Origin of the sequence: Campylobacter sp. IFREMER_LSEM_CL1085, assembly GCF_025772235.1 — a bacterium.
In the GTDB taxonomy this organism is placed as follows: Bacteria; Campylobacterota; Campylobacteria; order Campylobacterales; family Campylobacteraceae; genus Campylobacter_D; species Campylobacter_D lari_D.
The window spans coordinates 1-22279 of sequence record NZ_JAKMRU010000011.1; the positions used below are offsets into that span (position 1 = coordinate 1).

Consider the following 22279-nt stretch of genomic DNA (forward strand, 5'->3'; position numbering starts at 1 on the left):
GATTTTTACTGAATGAAAAATAATAATTTTTGTTAATTTAAAAGATATATTAAGTAGTGGAATATATTTTGAAAAAACAAAAACTTTAAAATATAAACTATAACTTTGCTATAATTATGCTTTATATTTTAGAGGTGTGAATGAATAAGATTTTATTACTGACTGATGGACCTTTTGCGAAAGATTTTTTAAAGAAAATTTATAATAACAAAACCTTCAAAGAGTCTTTGAGTGTTGTGTATTATAATGATGATAGCGTAGACTTAGACTTAGAGAATGAACAAATTTCTTTTTTTAAATTTGATCCTACGAGTTTGATTAAGCTAGAAAATTTATTAAAAGAAAATTTTCATCAAGCTATTATTTATATGCAAGAAGAAGCAGATACATTAGCTTGCTATCAAAATTTAAGAAAATTACATCCAAGATTAAATATAGTTATTATGGATTTGTGGAATAGCCAAATTGATGATAATTTTTGTGAGGTAATTAATATTTATGATACTTTAAGTACAAGATTGACAGGTTGTTTGGATAATATGCCTTCAATGGCACAATTTATAGGGCTTGGACAAGGTGAGATTATGGAGGTTAAAATTCCTGCAGGGTCAAGTTTTGCTTATAGGCACATAAGCTCTATTAGCCAAAAACGCTTTAAAATCGTAATGGTTTATAGAAATAATGAATTTATTTTGGCAAGACCTGGGCTTATTTTAATGCCAAATGATAGCATTTTAATCGTGGGTGATCCTAAAGTTTTGCAAAGTGTTTTTACTAATGTTAAAACAAGCTTAGGACGCTTTCCATCGCCTTTTGGAGATAATATACTTTGTATTATAGATATGAAAAAAATGAGTGAGTTTGCTATAGAAAAGCTTATTTTTGCAAGCTTGCTTTTGCATGTAAGAATCAATAGCAAAAAACTTTATTTTAAGGTGATTAATCCTACTTTAACTCCTATGTATTATAAACTTAAATCCTTGCATAAAAATAGCACTGAAGTGATATTTGACTTTGAAAGCACAAATATAAAAAACATTAAACCTTTTGTGGAAAATACTAGCATAGGTTTACTAGTGGTGGAGGATTATCTTTTTGAAAAAGAAAAAAGTTTTCTTTTTACTTTAAAACTTCCTGTGTTAAAAGCAGGTAAAGGGGATTTTGCAGATTTAAAATCTTCTGTAGTTTTAAGTTCAAATTTTGAAGATGTAGAGGGTATTGCTTCTATTATGCTTGATTTTAACAAGCAAATTCAACTAGGCCTTGCCTTGTATTACTATGCTTTAAAATTAAATAAAGCCGAAATTTTTGAATATCATCAGTATTTTGAAAGCCTTTCAAAACTTCATGATGAAAAATTACTTTTGATAGAAGAAAAAGAACATAATCCTATCAATAAATTTTCTTACAAACAAAATATATTGCATTTTGTACCATTTAATGAAAAAATTTTAGGAAACAATTTCAATAAAATTTTAAAAACGGATTTAAATACGATATATTATAAGATGAATAAAAATTATCAATTGTTTATACCATCATTGTGAGAAAATAATGCAAGTTAAGGTAAATTTAGATAAAAATACAAGTTATAATGTCTATATAAATGAGTTAGAAAAATTAAATTTTGATACTAAAGTAGTGATTTTAACTAATGAATTAGTTGCAAAACTACATTTGGATACACTTTTGAAAAAAATTCATGCTAAAGAACTTTTTGTTATAAAAATCAAAGATGGCGAAGAGTATAAAAATTTACAAACTATAGAATATATCTTAGATCAAATGTGTACTTATAGGCTAGATAGAAAAAGCTTACTCATAAGCTTTGGTGGTGGGGTGATCTCTGATATGGGTGGTTTTGTAGCAAGTATATATCAAAGAGGGATAGAATTTATCAATATCCCTACAACTTTACTAGCTTGCGTGGATGCAAGTGTGGGTGGTAAAACCGGAGTGAATAATAAATTTGGTAAAAACTTAATAGGCACTTTTTATCAGCCAAAAGCAGTGTATTGTGAGAGTAAGTTTTTAAAAACCTTACCTTCAAGAGAACTAGCTGCTGGCATGGCTGAATTTATCAAAATGGCTGTGGTTTTTGATGAAGCAATTTTATCTTTTTTAGAAAATTTAGATGAGGATAAATTTTTAAACGCTAAATTAGATGATATTACCTTGGCTCAAATCATCCAAAAAAGTATAGAACTTAAAGCTAATGTGGTTTCACAAGATGAAAAAGAAAGTGGCTTAAGAATGCTTTTAAATTATGGTCATACTTTTGCTCATGTTATAGAAAATCAAACAGGATATAAAAAGTACTTACATGGTGAAGCCGTGGCTATAGGTATGAACATGGCAAATATTCTAGCTTTAAATTTGGGGTTATTAAGCGAGCAAGAATGCCAAAGAGTACAAAAATTGCTTGTGAAATTTAAATTACCCATATCTTATAAAATTTCAAATATAGAAGAGTTTTATAATGCCTTTTTCTTAGATAAAAAAACACATTTTCAAAAGATTAATTTTGTTTTAGCTTGTGGTTTAGGAAAAGCTTGTATAAAAAATGATATATCTAAAGAAGATATTTTACACACTTTAGAGGTGTTTGCATGAAAAAAATTATATTGATTTTGCTCTTACCCTTTACATTACTTTTAGCGCAAGATGATATAGAGCATTTAGAACAAAAATTAAATGAATTACATAATAATTTAGCATATAATACTTGGATAATTAAATATAATAATTTTAACATTTACAGAAAAACTCAAGATGAAATTTTGGCTTTAGAAAAAGAAAGTTTAAAAGCTAATGAACGCAATAAAAGCATTATAGAAAGACAAATTTTAATTTTAAAAGAAAGATTAGAGCTTTTAAGTGAGTATAAAAGTGCAAATTTTTCTAAGATGGTTTTGGCACCTGAAGAAGTTGATAAAATAGATAAGCTAACTAATCCTTTGGCTATTATTTCAGCATACTCACATATAAAAAAATTAAGACGCGACAAAGAAGAATATGTCAATCTTTTAAATAGTTTTAAGCAAACTTTAGATGAGCTTATAAAAGAAAATGTTTTAGTAGCTGAAATAGCTAAATTATCTTCTAATAAAGAGCATGATGAATATTTAAAAATATCCAATCAAATGGTTAGAGATTTTTCACAAACTCTGCGTTTTGGAGAAATTTCTTATTCTGTGTATGAGAAAAAAATTCAAGAAGAGATTGAAAAAACGACAGCTTCAATTAAAATTCAGGGTGTAAGAGCTTTCAATATAGTTTTGGCTATTGTTATAGTTGTAGCCATAGCATTTTTACTCAAATTTATAGCTAGAAAATATATAGGTGATAATGATCGCTTTTATACAGCAAATAAAATCATTAATTTTATTAATATCAATGTAATTGTTTTAATCTTGCTTTTTGGATATATTGAAAATATCAGCTATTTAGTTACTGTGCTTGGTTTTGCTTCTGCTGGTTTGGCTATTGCTATGAAAGATATGTTTATGTCTATGCTTGGTTGGTGTGTGATAGTTTTTGGTGGAAGTTTTAGAGTGGGCGATAGGGTGAGAGTTTTTCAAAACAATACACATTATATCGGCGATATAATTGATATTTCGTTTTTAAGAATAACTTTGTATGAAGATATATCTTTACTAACTTATACAGATAATCGAAGAAGTGGTAGGATAATTTTCATACCAAATAATTTTATTTTTACCAATCTTATATCAAATTATACTCATCATGGGATGAAAACAATTTGGGATGGACTTGATATTACTTTAACTTTTGATTCAAATCATCAAAAAGCCTTAGATATAGTAGAAGAAATCGTTATAAAAGCTTCCAAAGGCTATACAAAAATTGCAAAAGAATCCATGAATAAATTAAGAAATGAATACAGCATTAGAAATCCTAAAGTAGAACCTAGGTTTTTTACATTTTTAGAAGGTTATGGTATGAGAATTTCTGCTTGGTATATGACAAATTCTTATGCGGCCTTGGTTTTAAGAAGTAATATAAGTAAAGAAATTATCAATGAATTTAATAAACATGATGATATAAAAATAGCCTATCCATCGCAAAATTTATATATGGCAAAACATGAATTTATAGAAAATAAGGAAGATATTTGAAAAAAAAGGTATATTTTAAAACTTTTGGTTGTAGAACTAATATTTATGATACGCAATTATTAAAAACTTATATTAAAGATCATATTGTCACACAAAATGAACAAGAAGCTGATGTGATAGTGATAAATTCTTGCACGGTTACAAATGGTGCTGATAGTGGGCTTAGAAGTTATATTAATAGTGTAAAAAAAAATGGAGTTAAGGTTATACTTACAGGCTGTGGTGCTGTAAGCAAGGGAAAGGATTTTTTTAATAAAAAAGAAATTTTTGGAGTTTTAGGAGCTTCTAATAAAGATAAAATTAACGAGTTAATCTCACAGGATAAAGCCTTTTATGAGCTTGGAAATTTACGCTTTATCGATACAAAAATCGTAAGTAATTATGAAAATCACACTAAAGCTTTTGTAAAAATTCAAGAAGGATGTGACTTTGCTTGTAGTTATTGCATAATCCCAAGTGTTAGAGGTAAATCAAGAAGCATGCCAAGTGAGGAAATAATAAAACAAATCAAACTTTTGGCTCAAAATGGCTATAGTGAAGTAGTTTTAACGGGTACTAATATAGGAAGTTATGGTTTAAAAGATAAAACTACACTTGGAAAATTACTGCAAGAAATAGGCAAGATTAATGGTATAAAAAGAGTAAGACTTGGGAGTTTAGAACCTGCTCAAATTGATGAGAGTTTTAAAGAAATTTTAGATGAACCTTGGCTTGAAAAGCATTTGCATATTGCCCTGCAACACACTCATGAGAAAATGCTACGCATCATGCGTAGAAGATCACACACGCAAAATGATTTAGCATTGTTTAATGAGTTAAATCAAAAAGGTTTTGCTTTAGGAACAGACTTTATCGTGGCACATCCTGGGGAAAGTGAGTTGATATGGCAAGAAGCTTTAGAAAATTTCAAACAATTTAAACTCACACATATCCATGCTTTTATTTTCTCACCACGCGATGGAACGCATTCTGCTTCTATGAGTGAGCGAATTAATGGTGATATAGCCAAAGAAAGATTAAATATTTTAAAAGATATAGTCGCACAAAATAATTATGAGTTTAGAAAAAACCAAAAAAATATTTTAGAAATTTTAGTCGAGAGTAAAAAAGATGGTTTTTATGAAGGCTATGATCAATTTTTTAATAAAATCAAAATTACAAGCAAAGAAGATATTGCTAAACAATGGATAAGTATTGAAAAATATGAATGCAAAGAAGATTGTAACTATTTAAGGTTAGAGGATGAAAAATAAAAAGATTATCTTGGCTTCATTTTTATTGCTTTGTGTTTTTATATTGATTGCATTTTTAAAAAATCAACCAGATTATATTAGCAAGGCTGCTTATGAAGAGCTTTTAGAACAAAATTTAATCCAAAAGGCTATAGTAGAAAATAATGAAATATTATTAAAAAGCAAAGAAGGAAATTTTTTAATCGCTAAAGATGTAGTGGATTTAAATGCTTTGTGGCAAAAAATTCCTTTAGAATATGCTAAAGATTATGATTTGAGCGAGTTTTTTTTGATATTTATTTTACTTGCTTTTCTCATAAGCTTTTTACTCTTTCTTAATAAAAAAAACAAAGATAGGCAAAATTTACTTTCTTTAGAAAAAAATATTTTAGAAAAAAATGAACAAAATAACACCATACAAGATGTAGTAAGTGAAGTTAAATTTAAAGATGTAGCAGGGATTGATGAGGCTAAGGTGGAGCTTTTGGAAATCGTTGATTTTTTAAAAAATCCTCAAAAATATAAAGATTTTGGCGTGAAAATGCCAAAAGGCGTTTTGCTAGTAGGCCCTCCTGGAGTAGGTAAAACCTTGATAGCAAAAGCAGTAGCAGGTGAAGCTGGGGTGTCATTTTTTTATCAAAGTGGGGCTAGTTTTGTAGAAATTTATGTAGGTATGGGTGCAAAAAGAGTTAGAGAGCTTTTTTTAAAAGCTAAATCAAAAGCTCCAAGTATTATTTTTATAGATGAAATTGACGCAGTTGGTAAAAGTAGAGGGGATTTTTCCAATGTAGAAAGAGATAATACTCTAAATCAACTTTTAACTCAAATGGATGGATTTGAAGATAATAGTGGTGTTATAGTGATGGCTGCTACAAATAAAATCGATCTTATGGATAATGCGTTATTAAGATCAGGGCGTTTTGATAGAAGAATTTTTATATCTTTGCCTGATTTTAAAGATAGAATGCATATTTTGCAAAATTATATGAAAGAAAAAAAATCTAGCGTAGATTTAGAAAAAATTGCAAAAGCTAGTGTGGGTTTTAGTGGAGCTGCCTTGGAGACTTTAGTTAATGAAGCGGCTATTAATGCTATAAGAAGAAAATCAGATTTAATAGAAGAAAATGATTTTTTTGCAGTGCTTAATAAAGTTTTAATGGGTAAAAAAAAGATTTTTTCTCTAAGCGACAAAGAAAGAAAAATTCAAGCCACATATCAAGCAGCTAAAGCCTTGTGTGCTTTTTATTTTGATGTTAAATTTGAAAAAATTACCCTAATTGAAGATAGGTTTAAAGAATATGAAAATACTATCAAATCAAAATCAGAATTATTAAATAAAATAAAAGTTTTTTTAGCAGGTTCAGTTGCTATGGAGCTTATTTTTAATGAAAGTTACACTAATGCACAAAGTGATCTTTTAAAGGTTAAAGAATTGCTCGTTTTTATGGAAACTTTCGCTATGGCAAATGAGGGTTTATTACAAGAGCAAAAGCAAGAAGTGAAAGAATTTTTAGAATTAATGAAAGAAAAAGTAGTGAGATTAGCTAGCATTCTTTTAGAAAATGAAAAAATAGAAAAACAAGATATAGAAAAAATCATAATGGAGTGAAAATGGTAAAAATAGGAATTTTAGTACTTTCAGATAGAGCAAGTAGCGGAGTTTATGAGGATAAATCCGGAGTAGAGATAGAAAAAATTTTAGATTCTTATATAAAAAATGAAAAAAGCTTTTATTATGAGCTAATTCCTGATGAGTATGATTTAATCATAGAAAAATTAGCTTATTTGGCAGATGAAGTAAAATGTGATTTGATTTTTACCACAGGAGGTACAGGGCCTGCTTTACGTGATGTGACACCAGAGGCAACACAAGCAGTGTGTGATAAAATGCTTCCAGGTTTTGGGGAGTTAATGCGTGCAAAAAGCTTAGAATATGTGCCAACGGCTATACTTTCAAGACAAAGTGCAGGTATAAAAGGAAAATCATTAATTATTAACTTACCGGGTAATCCAAAAGCTATAAGAGAATGTATTGAGCCTATATTTCCTGCTATTCCTTATTGTGTAGATTTGATAGGTGGAGCTTATATTGAAAATAATGAAGAAGTAATTTCTGTGTTTAGACCAAAGAAAAAATAAGTCTAGTTAGACTTATTTTGAGGTTTCATAACCTTGTGATAAAAGTGCGTTTATACCGCCTTTTAAATTAGTAACTTCTATGCCATTTTGATCTAGTAAAGCAGAAGCCTTAGCACTTCTTGCTCCACTTCTACAAACTATAGCAATAGGTTTTTTGCTTGAAATCTTTTTAATTTCCTCAACGAAATTTTTATTCAAGCTTCCATCTTCATTATAAAAGCTAATTTTAATGGCATTTTTTATTGTACCAGTTTGTACCCATTCACTAGGTTTTCTAACATCAATTACTTGATAATTTTCTAAAATTCCTGCGTTAATATCGATATTTTTAACTTCTGCTAAAACAAAACTAGTACAAAGCATTAAAGATAAAAATATTTTTTTCATAATCAACCTTCTTTTGTTGCTTCATAACCTTGTGATAAAAGCGCTACCATGCCACCATCTAAATTAGTACATTCTATACCTAGAGCATCTTCTATCATCACAGCAGTATGTTTGCTTCTTGAGCCTGTAGCACATACAAAGGCTATGTTTTTATTTTGATAATCTACTTTTTCTTTAAACTCTTGGATGAAATTTTCATTCATAAAGCCATTATCATCGCAAAGTGCGATGAGTACAGCTTCTTTTATAACCCCGCTTTTCCATTCGCTAGGAGTTCTTACATCTATAATGCAAAATTTGTGCAAAATATCTTTAGAAATAGCTATATTTTTCATTTTTCTAAAGCCTTAGAAACGATTTTGCTTAAGGCATTGTTAAATTCACTAGGGTTATCTATACCCATACCTTCGCTAAGTTTAGCCATATTTAAAAGAATATGTGCCATTTCATTAGCTAAGGTATCATTTTCTTTTAAGGCTTTTAAAATTTCATGATTAGGATTGATTTCAAGTATAGGTTTAACTTGCTGTTCTTGCCCCATTTGTTTAAGAATTTGTTGCATAGCAAAATCAGGTTTATTTTGATCATAAACAATACAACTTGGACTATTTGAAAGTCTTTGGCTAAGTTTTACCTCTTCAACATCATCTTTTAAAACTTCTTTTATTTTGATGAGCAAGCTTGCAAATTCAGCCTTTTGTTCTTCGCTAGTTTCTTCACTAGCTAGATGGTTAATAGCGCTAAATTTTAAACCTTCAAATTCATTCATCATAGGCATAACTATGGTATCAATTTCCTCATCAAGCAATAAAACATTGATATTTTTTTGTTTATAGCTTTCAAGTAATGGAGAATTTCTTAAAAGTTTTTCATTTTTTCCGCTAATATAAAAAATTTCATTTTGACCTTCAGCTAGGTTTTGTTTATACTCTTCAAGATCAATTAATTCTTCTTTGTTTGAGTTTTTAAAATATAAAAGCTTAGCTATAGCGTCTTTATTTTCACCAAAACCATATAAACCCTCTTTTAAAACTTTTCCAAAATTTTCATGGAATTTAAGATAATTTTCTTTATCTTTTTCTTTAAATTTTTTAAGTTCAGCTAGGATTTTTTTAACACTTGCTTCTTGAACGCTTTTTAAGATTTTATTTTCTTGTAAGATTTCACGACTAACATTAAGCGGTAAATCTTCTACATCAATAATCCCACGCACAAATCTTAGATAAGTTGGTAATAATTCTTTATCATCATCACTTATAAAAACTCTTTTAACATAAAGTTTTAAACCACTTTTATAATCTACTCTATAAAGATCAAATGGAGCTTGCGCAGGTATAAAGAATAAAGAATTGTATTCTATAGAACCTTCAGCTTTTGTGTGGATATAAAGCATAGGTTTGTTTGAATCATGGAAGTTTTGTTCATAAAATCTTTCATAATCCTCAGCTTTTAAACTTGCTTTATTTTGTCTCCATAAGGCACTTGCTGTATTAATTTGAGTGTTTTTTAATTCTTTTTTAGGTTCTTTTTCACCTTCTTCTAGTGGTAAATATTCTTCTTTTTCCATGAAAATAGGAAATTGTATATGATTTGAATATTTTTCTACTATGCTTTCAATGCGGTATGAGTTTAAAAACTCTTCATCTTTTAAATGCAAGGTTATGCAAGTGCCTTGTTCATCTTTATTTGCATCTTCTATTTCATAACCACTAGCATCAGAAGTCCAAAGATAAGCTTTGTCATCTAATGCTTTTTTGCTTAAAACTTCTATTTTGGAAGCTACCATAAAAGCAGAGTAAAAACCTACACCAAATTGTCCTATAAGTTGAGAGTCTTTTTTGGCATCACCACTTAAGTTCTCTAAAAAGCTTTTTGTGCCACTTTTAGCAATGGTTCCAAGATGATTGATTAAATCGTCTTTATTCATACCTATACCATTATCACTTATAGTTAAGGTTTTTGCTTCTTGATTGAAATTAATTTGAATTTTTGGCTCAAATTTTAAATTTTTATAAGCATCATCACTCACGCTTAAATAACTAAGTTTATCAAGTGCATCACTTGCATTAGAAATAAGCTCTCTTAAAAAAATTTCTTTGTTAGAATACAAAGAATGAATCATAAGTTGTAAAAGTTGATTAACTTCAGTTTGAAATTGCATTTATATCTCCTTTATTTAAAAATTAAAAAACCAATCCATACTGCCAAAAGACAAAGGATAACATTTAAAATAATATTTATAAAAAAGTGAAAATAATCACCATTTTGCAAAAATAACAAATTTTCATAAGAAAAAGTTGAAAAAGTTGTAAAGGCACCCAAAAAACCAGTGCTAATTAAATTTTTAGTAAAAATATGCACACCTTTAGAATTTGCATAAGAAAAAAATAAACCTATTAAAAATGATCCTATTATATTGACCATTAATGTCCCATAAGGAAAGTTATGAGGAATGATTTTATTAAAAAGGTTGCTAGTAAGCATTCTGGATATGGCCCCTAAAAAGCCTCCAAAACCTACAGCTAAAATCGTACCAATCAAGCTTGTGACCTTTCGCTATCTAAGATTGTTTGCATTTTTTCTCTAGTTTGCTCAAGCCAATCATCTTTACTTGTATCGACAAGATCTAGAAATACCACTTTTAAAACACCACTATTTGCACTAAAGTTTTGGGTGTCTAAAATTTTAGCTGAATCAACAATTACCACAGGCTGGACTTTTAACTTAAGCTTTTCACTTAAAATTTTAGCTCCGACTTTAAATTTTAAAAGTTTTTGTGTTTTAGATCTTGTGCCTTCTGGAAAAATGGCTAAAATTCTATCCTCATTTAATCTTTCTTTGGCTTCTTTTAAAAGCTTTACTAGACCCTTTGGACTTCTATCTATACAAATAATTTTTGGTTTTTTAATCAAAGTTTTAAAAACAGGGAGTTCACCTAGTTCTTTTTTAGCTATCCAAGATATATTTTTTGGGCATAAATCTTCCAAAACAACTATATCTAGCAAGCTTTGATGATTGATTAAAAGCAAATTAGCTTGAGGGTGTATAGAACCTTGGGTTTGAATTTTATAGTTTATTACATATTTTTGCAGTTTTGACCATACTTTTCTGATTTTCCAAATTTTTTCTTGCGATTGCAATAATAAAAAGGCAATACATAAAAATATAATAGATAAAATAAATTCTACCCAAAATATTAAAGCTTTAAATCTTTGATAAATCTTCACTTTTCACCCAGCCTATTTTTCCATTATTAAATAAAATTTTTCTGTATTCATCTCTTGAATCTAACACTTCTACTTCTTGTTTGTATTTCCCAGAATAAAAATGAGTTGAGTTTAGAGTTGGTAAAATTTGTACTTTACTTTCAGCTTTTAATATAGCTTTATATATGTTATTTTGAGCTAAAAAACTTGCTATTAGAGCCAAAATTGCCAAACCTAAAGCTGTGTAGCTTTTTTTAAATACAAACCATAAAGCGAAAATACCACACAAGCTCCATAAAAAAACTTGTTTGTAAAAATTAAAATCATTAGTTTTTGGATTTAAATCACTTTGTGTACTTATACTGTCTTCTTTAAGTTCTATTTTTAAGGAAAAATCTTTTAATTCTTTAGAATTTAAATTAAAATAAGAAAAATCAAAACGCGTTTTACTTTTATCTAAAATAGCATAATAAAATCCACTTTGTTTTTCAAAATCGCCTTTAATAGCCTCTACACCTTGTTTTTGGATATCTTTTATGTTAAAACTTGCTAGATTTGTGTTTTCTCCTGCAAGTTCTATAAATAAAATTATACTATCATTATCAAAACTACTCGCTTTTACTTGTTTAACTTCCAAATTGCTTGCAACTATATGTGAGTATTTATTAGAAGGAGCATCGATTTTTTTAAGTTTAATGGGCTTTATAATTAATGATGAGCTTTGAAAAATATGATCATTTCTGCTTAATGAAACGATGATTTTGTTTAAACTAGCATTTAAACTTTTAGCTTCAAACCATAATTTTGTATGATATGAATTAGCCTTTTGTTCCCAAATAGGATTAGGATTGATCCAAAGCATATCATCACTTTTTTCAAAACTCACATTTAAATCAAAACTCACATTAGTTGTGGTAATAACCTCAAGATCTATAGTAAAAGCTTCATCTATGAAAGCTTCATCAGTGTATTCTTTTGCGTTTAATACTAAAGAACCTTGAGGGATGAAATTTTCATCATCGATTTTACTTTCATAATTACTCTCATCACTTGGAGCGATGGTTTGATAAATTTGCTTAGCTTGATCATCTAATTGATTGTAATTTTTTTCTAAAGTGTTATAATCTTCAAAAACACTATTTTCTTGAGCATATAAGTTAAAAGTTAGTAAAAAAAGACAAAAAAATTTGAAGGTTTTTAGCAATTTAAAAATCCTTCAAACATTTTAAGTCCTACTTTTGATCCAAGAATATCATCGCACATTCTTTCAGGATGTGGCATTAATCCAAAGACTTTTTTATTTTCATCACAAATTCCTGCTATATCGTTTAAAGAGCCATTTGGATTGTTGATATATCTTAGTAAGATCATATCTTTATCTTCTAGCATTTTAATACCATCTTCGCTATTAAAATAATTTCCTTCTCCATGGGCAATAGGTAATTCTATGATATCATTTTTTTGAAAATTTTTCAAAAAAGCATTATTATTTGATACTACTTGCAATGCTTGCATTTTAGAAATAAAACTTAAACTATTGTTATGTTTCATAGCTCCTTTTAAAAGTCCAAGTTCTAATAAAATTTGAAAGCCGTTGCATATGCCTAGAACATATCCACCTTTTTGAACATGCTCTTTAAGTGTTTTTATAGCAGGAGCAAGTTTTGCAATAGCAGCACATCTTAAATAATCTCCATAAGAAAAACCTCCAGGTAATACGATTAAATCTGCACTAAAATCTTGTCTTTCATGCCAAATGATTTCAGTTTTTACCCCTAATTTTTCAAAGGCATAAGCTGTATCAAACTCACAATTAGTTCCAGGAAAACGAATAATAGCTACTTTCATAATATTATCTCATAATCTTCTATCACAGTATTTGCAAGTAATTCTTTACACATTAAATCAACTTGTTTAAAAGCTTCTTCTTTATCATCACAAGCTATATCAAAACTAATTTGTTTTGAGGTTTTAACATTTGCAATATTATTAAAATCCAAAGAATGCAAAGCCTTTTCTATGGCTTTGCCTTGAGGATCTAAAACCCCATTTTTAAGTGTGATATTTATAGTTACTTTCATTATTTTTCCTAATTTAAAATTCTTTTTAAGACTTCTTCATAGGCCATTTTTACATTACCTAAGTCTTGTCTAAAGCGATCTTTATCTAATTTTTCATTAGTTTTGCTATCCCAAAATCTACAGCTATCAGGACTAATTTCATCAGCTAAGATCATATTTCCTTCATTATCAATACCAAATTCTAATTTAAAGTCAATCAATCTTAAACCTTTAGATTCAAAGAATTTTACTAGAATAGAATTGATATGTCTTGCGGTATTTTTGATTAATTCTAAATCTTTTTCACTTTTTACTAGATTTAAAATCAAACAATGCTCATCATTGATGATAGGATCACCTAAATCATCATTTTTATAACAAAACTCAACTACAGCAAAAGGTAAAATCGTGCCTTCTTTAATGCCTAATCTTTTTGTTAAAGATCCTGTAGCTACATTTCTAGTAATAACTTCAATGGGTATAATATTACATTTTTTAACAATTTGTTCTTTTTCGCTGATGGTTTCTACTAGATGGGTTTTAATGCCTTCTTTTTCTAAGAGATGAAAAATTTCAGTACTAATTTTACAATTTAATGCACCTTTTCCTGCTTCATTACCCTTTTTTTCTGCATTAAAAGCTGTTAAATCATCTTTAAATTCTGTGATGAGCAAATTCTCATCATCAGTTTTAAACATTTTTTTACCTTTTCCTTCATATAAAAGATCTAATTTCATAGCCATTTTACTCTCCTTTTGTAATGCTTAAAATTTTAATCGCATCTATTGCGGTTTTTAGTTGTATGTCATTATTAATTTGTTCTTTGGTAATGATATTTTTATCTTCTTTGTTGTCTTTTTTCTTTTCTTGATGTCCGATTTTATCTAGTTCAGCTTGTAAGTGTTTTTTAAGATCACTTTCTTTGATTTCAAAGCCGTGATTTTCTTCTTTACTTACTTTTCCTGGAAATACTTCTATATCAGGATTAACTCCAACAGCTTGTATAGTTCTACCACTTGGTAAATAATATTTTGCTATAGTAAGTCTCAAGCCTTCTTTACCTTTTTCATCCATAGGTAATATAAGTTGCACACTACCTTTTCCAAAGGTTTTTTCTCCTATGATAATAGCGCGTTTAAAATCCTGCAAAGCCCCACTTACAATCTCGCTCGCACTTGCACTGCCACCATTTACAAGCACTACTAAAGGTGCATTGGTGATTTTTTTACTAGGATTTGCTTTAAATTCTACATTCTCGCTTTCAATTTTACCTTTTTGTGAAACGATTACTCCTTTATCTACAAAAAGATTTACTAAACCCACTGCTTGATTTAAAATACCGCCTGGATTGGTTCTAAGATCTAGTATAATTCCTTTTGTATTAGAATGTTTTTTGATCGCTTTACTAGCTTCATCTACAACATTTTTATCAAAATTAGTCACTCTTAAATAAAGTAAATTTTCATTTTCGATTAATTTTGTATAAACACTATCTACTTTTATGATATCTCTTTTTAAATTTACATCAAATGGCTTTACATCGCCTTTTCTATAAATAGTTAGAGTAACCTTTGTTTTAGGCTCTCCACGCATTTTAGAAACAGCTTCATTTAAAGTCATACCTAAAGTCGATTCATTATTAATTCTTAAGATAATATCATCAGTTTTAATACCTGCTTTATCCGCTGGACTTCCTTCTATAGGAGCTACAACACTAATTGCTCCATCTTTTTGGGTAATAGTAAAGCCAAGTCCACCAAATTCCCCATTAGTTTGTTCTTTAAGCTCTTTATAACCTTTTTCATCTAAGAAGGAAGAGTGGGCATCTAAATTTGTAAGTAAACCTGCTATGGATTTATCAACCAAATCTGTATAATTAACATCATCAACATAATATTGTTCTATGATAGACATAGTTCTTGTAAGTTTAGATAAAGCTTCTATTTTTTTTTCTGCTTCGCTAGGAGCGGGATTTTTAGCTTGCAAGTTAGTAAAAATAAAAGAAGCGGTTATTAAACTACAAATGCTAGCTGCGATAATAAGATTTCTTTTTGTCTTCAAAGGAAAAACTCCAAAATAAATATGAATTCATAAAATAATTATCTAATTTTAGTTATTTTTGCTTAAAAAATCGTAAATAAAGTAAATATTTTTATGATATTAGTGTATATATATAAAAAATTATTTATAAATATAACTAAATAAACTTGACAATAATAGACTAAAGTTATATAATACACTTCATATAAAAGTAAAAAGGAGTAAAAATGGCAAATATACAAGATTTTTTAACAGATTCTATGCTTTCAAATATAGAAAGTGCAATTTCTTTGGCCATTCATTCTAAGAATAGTGAAATAAAACCTTTGCATTTATTATGGGCTTTAAGTGTTGATAGCTCCAGTTTGCTTAATCAAGTTTTTAATAAATTAAATGTTTCTAAAGAGGCATTTGAGTTAGAAGTAAAAAGTAAAATTTCATCTTTTCCTACTAGCTCAAATGTAAATAAAGACAATATTAAATTTTCAAATGAATTTATTAATTCTTTAGAAAAAGCAAAAGGCTTGGCTTTAGAAAATAAAGATAACTATTTAGCTGTGGATATGTGGCTTGTTTCAGAAAGTGCTAGCGGGGTTATTAAGGAACTTTTGTCTAAATTTGTAGATTTAAATGAGTTTAAAAAAGAATTGGAATTCATTAGAGCAGGAGCTAAAATAGAAACCAAAACAAGTGATGAAACGCTTGATTCTTTATCTAAATTTGGTATTGATTTGACTATGAAAGCTAAAAACAATGAGCTTGATCCTGTTATAGGTAGAGAAGAAGAAATTCAAAGATTAATGCAAATTTTAATCAGAAAAACTAAAAATAATCCTATTTTATTAGGTGAGCCAGGGGTAGGAAAAACTGCTGTGGTGGAAGCTTTAGCACAAAGGATAGTAAAAAAAGATGTTCCTACTTCGTTGCAAAATAAAAAAGTTATAGCTTTAGATATGAGTGCTTTAATAGCAGGGGCAAAATACAGAGGTGAATTTGAAGATAGATTAAAAGCAGTTGTAAATGAAGTAATAAAACATAAGAATGTAATTTTATTTATAGATGAAATTCACACCATTGTAGGTGCAGGTGCAAATGAAGGGAGCATGGATGCAGCAAATATTTTAAAACCTGCTTTAGCAAGAGGTGAGCTTCATACTATAGGTGCTACAACCTTAAAAGAATATAGAAAATATTTTGAAAAAGATGCAGCTTTACAAAGAAGATTTCAGCCTGTAAATGTAGCTGAACCTAGTGTAAATGAAGCTTTGGCTATGCTTAGAGGTATAAAAGAAAAATTAGAAATTCATCATAATGTAACTATCAATGATAGTGCTTTAGTGGCAGCTGCAAAGCTATCTAAGCGTTATATAGCTAATAGATTTTTACCTGATAAAGCGATTGATTTAATTGATGAGGCTGCAGCGGAATTAAAAATGCAAATAGAAAGTGAGCCAAATTCTTTAAGAAAGGTTAGAAAGCAAATTGAAAGTTTGGAAGTAGAAAATGAAGCTTTAAAAATGGAAGAAAATGAAGCTAATGAAAAAAGATTGGAGGAGATTAAAAAAGAATTAGCAAATTTAAAAGAAGAGCAAATCAAACTTAATGCTAAATTTGAAAATGAAAAAGCAGTATTTAATGGCATAAGTGCAAAGAAAAAAGAAATCGATACTTTAAAAAATGAAGCTATTTTGGCTAAAAATAAAGGAGATTTCCAAAAGGCTGCTGAAATAGAATATGGCAAAATTTTAGAGTGTGAAAAAGAGGTTTTAAATTTAGAAGAAAAATGGAAACAAATGACCCAAGAAGGAGTTTTGCTTAAAAATCAAGTAGATGAGGATTTAGTAGCTGGTATTTTAAGTAAATGGACAGGCATTAGTGTGCAAAAAATGCTCACTTCTGAAAAACAAAAATATTTACATATTCAAGAGTATTTACAAGAAAGCGTCATAGGGCAAGATGAGGCTTTGAGTGCTTTAGCTAAAGCTATTAAGCGTAACAAAGCAGGGTTAAATCAAGCAACTAAGCCTATAGGAAGCTTTTTATTTTTAGGGCCAACTGGAGTAGGTAAAACAGAAAGTGCGAAGGCTTTGGCTAAATTTTTATTTGATGATGAAAAAGCTATGGTGCGTTTTGATATGAGTGAATTTATGGAAAAACACAGTGTATCAAGACTTTTAGGTGCACCTCCAGGATATATAGGGCATGAAGAAGGTGGGGAATTAACTGAAGCTGTTAGAAGAAAGCCTTATAGTGTGATTTTATTTGATGAAGTAGAAAAAGCCCATAAAGATGTATTTAATATACTTTTGGGAATTTTAGATGATGGTAGGGCTACAGATAGTAAAGGCGTAACGATTGATTTTACTAATACTATCATTATCTTAACTTCTAATATAGGTGCAAATTTTATTATGGAGTTAAAGAGCGAAGAAAGAGAAAAAGCTATCAAAGAAGCTCTTAGAAGCTTTTTTAGACCTGAGTTTTTAAATCGTTTGGATGATATTATTACTTTTAATCCTTTGGGAGAAAGTGAAGCTGAAAAAATAGTTAAATTGCTTTTTAATACCTTGCAAAAAAGTCTTGAAAATAGAGGTATTAAAGCAAGCTTGAGTGATAATGCTGCTAGGTTAATAGCAAAGGTTGGTTTTGATGTGGATTTTGGTGCAAGACCATTAAAAAGAGCTTTATATGATATGGTAGAAGATAAATTAAGTGATATGATATTATCGGATGAATTAAATGAAAATGATGAGATTATTATAGATTCTAAAGATGATGAGATTATCATTGTTAAACAATAAGCAAGTGTAATACTTGCTTATTTAGAGTAAAATTATCTTAATAATACTAAATTGTAAATACTTCGTATATTTGATTAAAAAATTATCATTTTTTATCTATTCTTAACAATAAATATTTTAAAATCTTTAATGATATTTCTATAATTTAAGGAACAACAAATGAGTGATTTAGATATTTTTAATCGCCGTTTAGACGCATTAGAAAAACTTCCTCTTTTGAAAAATGAGATTTCTATCTCTAAAGCCTTAGAGCAATCAGGTTTTTCAAGAAGAGATTTTATGAAATGGGCTAGTGCTATGACCGCATTTTTAGCATTACCTGCTAGCTTTACTCCAGTAGTTGCAAGAGCTGCTGAGCTTAGTGATAGACTTCCAGTGATTTGGCTTCATATGGCTGAATGTACAGGATGTTCTGAAAGTTTATTAAGAAGTGATGCTCCTACCATTGATAGTTTGATTTTTGATCATATTTCTTTAGAATATCATGAAACTATAATGGGTGCTGCAGGTTGGCAAGCTGAACATAATCTTGAAGCTGCTATGGAAAAATATAAAGGTAGATATATCTTAATGGTAGAAGGTGGTATACCAACAGGTGCTACAGAAAACTTTTTAACTATAGGACCACATGGAAAAACAGGAAGACAATTAGCAGAACAAGCCTGTAATGATGCTTTAGCTATTTTTGCTATAGGTACTTGTTCAGCTTTTGGTGGTATCCAAGCTGCTAGACCTAATCCAAGCAATGCTGTAAGCTTAAGTAAAGTAACAAATAAAACAGTTATTAATGTACCAGGTTGTCCTCCAAGTGAAAAAAATATTATAGGTAATGTGATTCATTACATATTGTATCAAACATTGCCAGCACTTGATGCCTATAATAGACCAAAATGGGCTTATGGGTTAAGAATTCATGATCTTTGTGAAAGAAGAGGACGCTTTGATGCGGGTGAATTTGTGCAACAATTTGGTGATGAGGGAGCAAAAAAAGGATATTGTCTTTATAAAGTAGGTTGTAAAGGCCCTTATACTTTTAATAATTGCTCAAGAGAGAGATTTAATCAACATACTTCATGGCCAATCCAAGCAGGACATGGTTGTATAGGCTGTTCTGAACCTGATTTTTGGGATACTATGGGACCTTTTGAAGAAGTGATGGCAGGAAGATTATTTGATACTGTTTATGGCTTGGGTGCTGATAGCATTTCAGATAAAATTGGTATAGGTGTGCTTTGTGTAACAGGCGTAGCTGTTGCTGCGCATGCTGTAATTGCTTCATTAGAAAAAAATAAGGATTAAAAATGTCAAAAAGAATTATTATAGATCCACTTACTAGAATAGAAGGACATTTAAGAGTTGAAGTAGTGGTTGATGAAAATAATGTCATTAAAGAAGCATATTCAGGATCGACTTTATGGAGAGGGATTGAAACTATTGTAAAAGGTCGTGATCCAAGAGATGCAGGCTTTTTAACTCAAAGAATTTGTGGTGTTTGTACTTTTTCACATTATAGAGCAGGGATTATCGCAGTAGAAAATGCTTTAGGTATTACTCCGCCACTAAATGCAGTTTTAACTAGAACTTTAATGAATGCAGCTTTATATATGCATGATCATCCTGTACATTTTTATCAACTTCATGGTCTTGATTTTGTTGATGTTGTAAGTGCTTTAAGTGCTGATGTAAAAAAAGCAAGTGATGAAGCATTTAAATATACTGATATGCCTTATGCAACAGGTGCAGATAAGCTTTTAGAAGTTCAGCAAAGACTAAAAATCTTTGTAGATAAAGGAAATCTTGGACCATTTGCAAATGCTTATTATGGACACGCAACTTATCGCTTTACTCCTGAGCAAAACCTTATTGCACTTTCGCATTATTTAGAATGTTTAAGAATTCAAAGAACAATAGCTCAAGCTATGGCGATTTTTGGTGCTAAAAATCCTCATCCACAAAGTTTAACAGTAGGTGGTGTAACTTGTGTTATGGATCTTTTAAACCCATCAAGAATGGCTGAATATATGACTAAATTCCAAGAAGTAGCTGATTTTATTAATCGTGCTTATTATCCGGATTTAATCATGGCAGCTAAAGCTTACTCTAAAGAAGCAAGTGTATTAAATGATGTAGGGGTAAATAACTTCTATACTGAGAGAGAATTCCAAATTTCAAGTGATGAATGGTTGTTTGAAGGTGGTATTATTAGAAATGGTGATTTGAGTAAGGTTGAAGAAGTAGATGAAGCTAAAATCACTGAAGAGGCTACAAGATCATGGTATGCAGACAATGAAGCTTTACATCCTTATGATGGTAAAACTAATCCAAACTATACAGGCTTAATTGATGGTGAAAGCATTGATGATAAAGGTAATATGGTTCATAGTAAGGTATTTGATATTAAAGGCAAATATAGCTGGATTAAAGCTCCAAGATATGAAAATTCGCCTATGCAAGTTGGACCATTAGCAAATATTTTAGTAAATTATGCTAAGGGTAATAAAATTGTAGTAGAAGCGGTTGATTCTTTCTTAAAAGCTACGAATTTACCAGTTCAAGCACTTATGAGCACTTTAGGAAGAACAGGCGCTAGAGCAATTGAAGCTAAAATTATTGCTGATCATGGTTTAAAAGCATTTAATTCTTTGATTGAAAATTTAAAAACAGATGAAAGTACTTGTGCTACTTATGTAATTGATAAAAACAAAGAATACAAAGGTAGATTTATGGGAAGTGCACCTCGTGGTGCATTGAGCCATTGGTGTAGGATTAAAAATGGTGTAATTGAAAATTGGCAAGCAGTAGTTCCTTCTACTTGGAATGCAAGTCCAAAAGATGCAAATGGAGTAGGTGGTAGCTATGAACAATGTCTTATTGGTATGAAACTAGCTGATGTTAAACAGCCTTTAGAAGTAATAAGAGCTATTCACTCTTATGATCCTTGTATAGCATGTGCAGTACATGTAATGGATACTAAAGGTAATAATCTTAGCGAGTATAAAGTTAATGTAAATTTATAAGGAAAGGACTTTAGTATGGATTCTAAACATTCCTTAAAATCAAACAGAAAGGCTGAATACGAATTTAGTATCGGTCTTCGTTTTACACATTGGTTAAGAGCGGTTGCAATCGTGATTTTAGTGGGAACTGGATATTATATTTCTTATGTATTTCAAGCTCCTTCTATTTCATCTGAACCGACTTTATTTATGCAGGCAAAATACCGCATGGTGCACCAAATTTTTGGTTTTATCTTAATAGCTTGTGTGATTTTTAAAACATATTTGTTCTTTTTTGATTCAAAAAGTGATGGCGAGAGAAAGAGTATAAAAGATATTTTTAATGTAAAATTATGGATAGAGCAGATTAAATTTTACATTTTCCTAGGAAAGCACCCGCATTTACAAGGTGTATATAATCCTTTGCAATTTGTAACTTACCTTTTCTTTTATCTTGTTATGTTTGGGCTTATTTTAACAGGTCTAATCCTTTATATGCATGTATATCATGAAGGCTTGGGTGGATTTTTATATAATATCTTAAGACCTATTGAGGTAATGTTGGGTGGATTGGCTGATGTTAGAACCTATCATAGAATTTTAATGTGGGTTGTGTTGATTTTTGTTCCAGTGCATATTTATATGGCTGTATTTAACTCAGTTAAAGGTAAAGATGGTGCTTTAGATGCTATCTTTAGCGGTTATAAATTTGTAAGAGAAAATCGTTGAAACTTCTAGTTTTAGGTATTGGTAATATTATGTTTGCAGATGAGGGCTTAGGCGTTCATCTTTGCAAACTTTTAGAAAAAAATTATAAGTTTTATCATGAAAAAGACTCAGTGAGTTTTGTAGATGGTGGAACTTTGGCTTTACAACTTAGCTATATTATAGCCGAATATGATGAAATGATTGTGATTGATTGTATTGCAGCAGATGATGCTAAGATTGGAGATATTTTTTTCTTTCCTTATGATGCAATGCCAAAAAAAGTTAATTGGAGTGGTAGTGCGCATGAGGTTGAAATGCTTCAAACTTTACAATACATGGAGCTTATGGGAGATTTACCTAAAACTCAAATTTTAGCTTGCGTGCCAAAGCGTATAGAGCCATTGAGTTTTGAACTTTCAAAAGAAGTCTTAAATGCTTTAGAAAAAATGGAGAAAATTTTACTTGATTTTTTAGAGAAAAAAGGCTTTACTTATAAGAGAGTTGCTAATTATAATATACAAGAGCTTGCTCTAAATTCTTATAAAAGCTAAGCAAAAAAGCTTAGCTTAAA

At 29.5% G+C, this 22279-nt stretch carries 21 protein-coding genes; 11 read left to right on the forward strand and 10 right to left on the reverse strand.

Features of this window, described 5'->3' with window-relative positions; translation table 11 throughout:
* The first annotated feature begins 140 nt into the window (after window positions 1–140).
* Genes L8W56_RS05555 through mog form a run of 6 tightly spaced genes read left to right on the forward strand, consistent with a single transcriptional unit; the run spans window position 141 to window position 7510 of the window.
* A complete protein-coding gene (locus L8W56_RS05555; RefSeq protein ID WP_263659668.1) occupies window positions 141–1547 on the forward strand; it encodes a COG3400 family protein in 1407 nt (468 codons plus the stop codon).
* A gap of 7 nt (window positions 1548–1554) precedes the next feature.
* On the forward strand, window positions 1555–2613 hold the full coding sequence (aroB, locus tag L8W56_RS05560) for a 3-dehydroquinate synthase (RefSeq protein WP_263659669.1): 1059 nt from the start codon (window positions 1555–1557) through the stop codon (window positions 2611–2613).
* The gene (locus L8W56_RS05565; RefSeq protein ID WP_263659670.1) at window positions 2610–4139 is read left to right on the forward strand and encodes a mechanosensitive ion channel family protein; all 1530 of its coding nucleotides are present in this window, start codon (window positions 2610–2612) and stop codon (window positions 4137–4139) included. Before aroB ends, L8W56_RS05565 begins: the two co-directional genes overlap by 4 nt.
* A complete protein-coding gene (gene mtaB / locus L8W56_RS05570) occupies window positions 4136–5392 on the forward strand; it encodes a tRNA (N(6)-L-threonylcarbamoyladenosine(37)-C(2))-methylthiotransferase MtaB (RefSeq protein WP_133318946.1) in 1257 nt (418 codons plus the stop codon). Before L8W56_RS05565 ends, mtaB begins: the two co-directional genes overlap by 4 nt.
* Window positions 5382–6980 (forward strand): AAA family ATPase, encoded by a 1599-nt coding sequence (locus L8W56_RS05575; RefSeq protein WP_263659671.1) that lies wholly within the window; start codon window positions 5382–5384, stop codon window positions 6978–6980. Before mtaB ends, L8W56_RS05575 begins: the two co-directional genes overlap by 11 nt.
* 2 nt (window positions 6981–6982) lie before the next feature.
* Complete coding sequence (gene mog, locus L8W56_RS05580) at window positions 6983–7510, forward strand: molybdopterin adenylyltransferase (RefSeq protein ID WP_039618174.1); 528 nt, start codon at window positions 6983–6985, stop codon at window positions 7508–7510.
* Between the two features lie 12 nt (window positions 7511–7522).
* Here mog and L8W56_RS05585 read toward each other — a convergent pair whose 3' ends face one another.
* The 10 genes from L8W56_RS05585 to L8W56_RS05630 are packed head-to-tail and all read right to left on the reverse strand — an operon-like array spanning window position 7523 to window position 15224.
* Window positions 7523–7897 (reverse strand): rhodanese-like domain-containing protein, encoded by a 375-nt coding sequence (locus L8W56_RS05585; RefSeq protein ID WP_263659672.1) that lies wholly within the window; start codon window positions 7895–7897, stop codon window positions 7523–7525.
* Between the two features lie 2 nt (window positions 7898–7899).
* Entirely contained in the window at window positions 7900–8232 is a 333-nt protein-coding gene (locus tag L8W56_RS05590; RefSeq protein ID WP_263659673.1) for a rhodanese-like domain-containing protein, read from the reverse strand.
* Entirely contained in the window at window positions 8229–10058 is a 1830-nt protein-coding gene (htpG, locus tag L8W56_RS05595; RefSeq protein ID WP_263659674.1) for a molecular chaperone HtpG, read from the reverse strand. Before htpG ends, L8W56_RS05590 begins: the two co-directional genes overlap by 4 nt.
* Before the next feature lie 11 nt (window positions 10059–10069).
* Entirely contained in the window at window positions 10070–10438 is a 369-nt protein-coding gene (gene crcB, locus L8W56_RS05600) for a fluoride efflux transporter CrcB (protein WP_263659675.1), read from the reverse strand.
* Window positions 10435–11124, reverse strand: coding sequence for a lysophospholipid acyltransferase family protein (locus L8W56_RS05605; protein WP_263659676.1), 690 nt, complete (start codon window positions 11122–11124; stop codon window positions 10435–10437). Before L8W56_RS05605 ends, crcB begins: the two co-directional genes overlap by 4 nt.
* The gene (locus tag L8W56_RS05610; protein ID WP_263659677.1) at window positions 11102–12307 is read right to left on the reverse strand and encodes a hypothetical protein; all 1206 of its coding nucleotides are present in this window, start codon (window positions 12305–12307) and stop codon (window positions 11102–11104) included. Before L8W56_RS05610 ends, L8W56_RS05605 begins: the two co-directional genes overlap by 23 nt.
* Complete coding sequence (gene purQ / locus L8W56_RS05615; protein ID WP_133318939.1) at window positions 12301–12951, reverse strand: phosphoribosylformylglycinamidine synthase subunit PurQ; 651 nt, start codon at window positions 12949–12951, stop codon at window positions 12301–12303. The genes L8W56_RS05610 and purQ overlap by 7 nt, the downstream gene beginning before the upstream one ends.
* Window positions 12948–13184, reverse strand: coding sequence for a phosphoribosylformylglycinamidine synthase subunit PurS (purS, locus tag L8W56_RS05620; protein WP_133318938.1), 237 nt, complete (start codon window positions 13182–13184; stop codon window positions 12948–12950). The genes purQ and purS overlap by 4 nt, the downstream gene beginning before the upstream one ends.
* Before the next feature lie 8 nt (window positions 13185–13192).
* Window positions 13193–13900: a phosphoribosylaminoimidazolesuccinocarboxamide synthase gene (gene purC, locus L8W56_RS05625; RefSeq protein WP_263659703.1), complete on the reverse strand. Its 708-nt coding sequence runs from the start codon at window positions 13898–13900 to the stop codon at window positions 13193–13195.
* Between the two features lie 7 nt (window positions 13901–13907).
* A complete protein-coding gene (locus tag L8W56_RS05630) occupies window positions 13908–15224 on the reverse strand; it encodes a S41 family peptidase (RefSeq protein ID WP_318529807.1) in 1317 nt (438 codons plus the stop codon).
* A gap of 206 nt (window positions 15225–15430) precedes the next feature.
* Between L8W56_RS05630 and L8W56_RS05635 the strand changes: the two genes are divergently transcribed.
* The 5 genes from L8W56_RS05635 to L8W56_RS05655 all read left to right on the forward strand — a co-directional run bounded on the left by L8W56_RS05635 (window position 15431) and on the right by L8W56_RS05655 (window position 22259).
* Window positions 15431–18004, forward strand: a complete 2574-nt coding sequence (locus L8W56_RS05635; protein ID WP_263659678.1) for an ATP-dependent Clp protease ATP-binding subunit — start codon at window positions 15431–15433, stop codon at window positions 18002–18004.
* A gap of 159 nt (window positions 18005–18163) precedes the next feature.
* Window positions 18164–19303 carry a hydrogenase small subunit gene (locus L8W56_RS05640; RefSeq protein WP_133318935.1) on the forward strand — a complete coding sequence of 380 codons (1140 nt, stop codon included), beginning with the start codon at window positions 18164–18166 and terminating at the stop codon, window positions 19301–19303.
* Window positions 19304–19305: 2 nt separating this feature from the next.
* The gene (locus tag L8W56_RS05645) at window positions 19306–21021 is read left to right on the forward strand and encodes a nickel-dependent hydrogenase large subunit (protein WP_263659679.1); all 1716 of its coding nucleotides are present in this window, start codon (window positions 19306–19308) and stop codon (window positions 21019–21021) included.
* Window positions 21022–21036: 15 nt separating this feature from the next.
* Window positions 21037–21729 (forward strand): Ni/Fe-hydrogenase, b-type cytochrome subunit, encoded by a 693-nt coding sequence (gene cybH / locus L8W56_RS05650; RefSeq protein ID WP_133318933.1) that lies wholly within the window; start codon window positions 21037–21039, stop codon window positions 21727–21729.
* Window positions 21726–22259 (forward strand): HyaD/HybD family hydrogenase maturation endopeptidase, encoded by a 534-nt coding sequence (locus L8W56_RS05655; RefSeq protein WP_220566245.1) that lies wholly within the window; start codon window positions 21726–21728, stop codon window positions 22257–22259. The genes cybH and L8W56_RS05655 overlap by 4 nt, the downstream gene beginning before the upstream one ends.
* The last annotated feature ends 20 nt before the right edge of the window (window positions 22260–22279 follow it).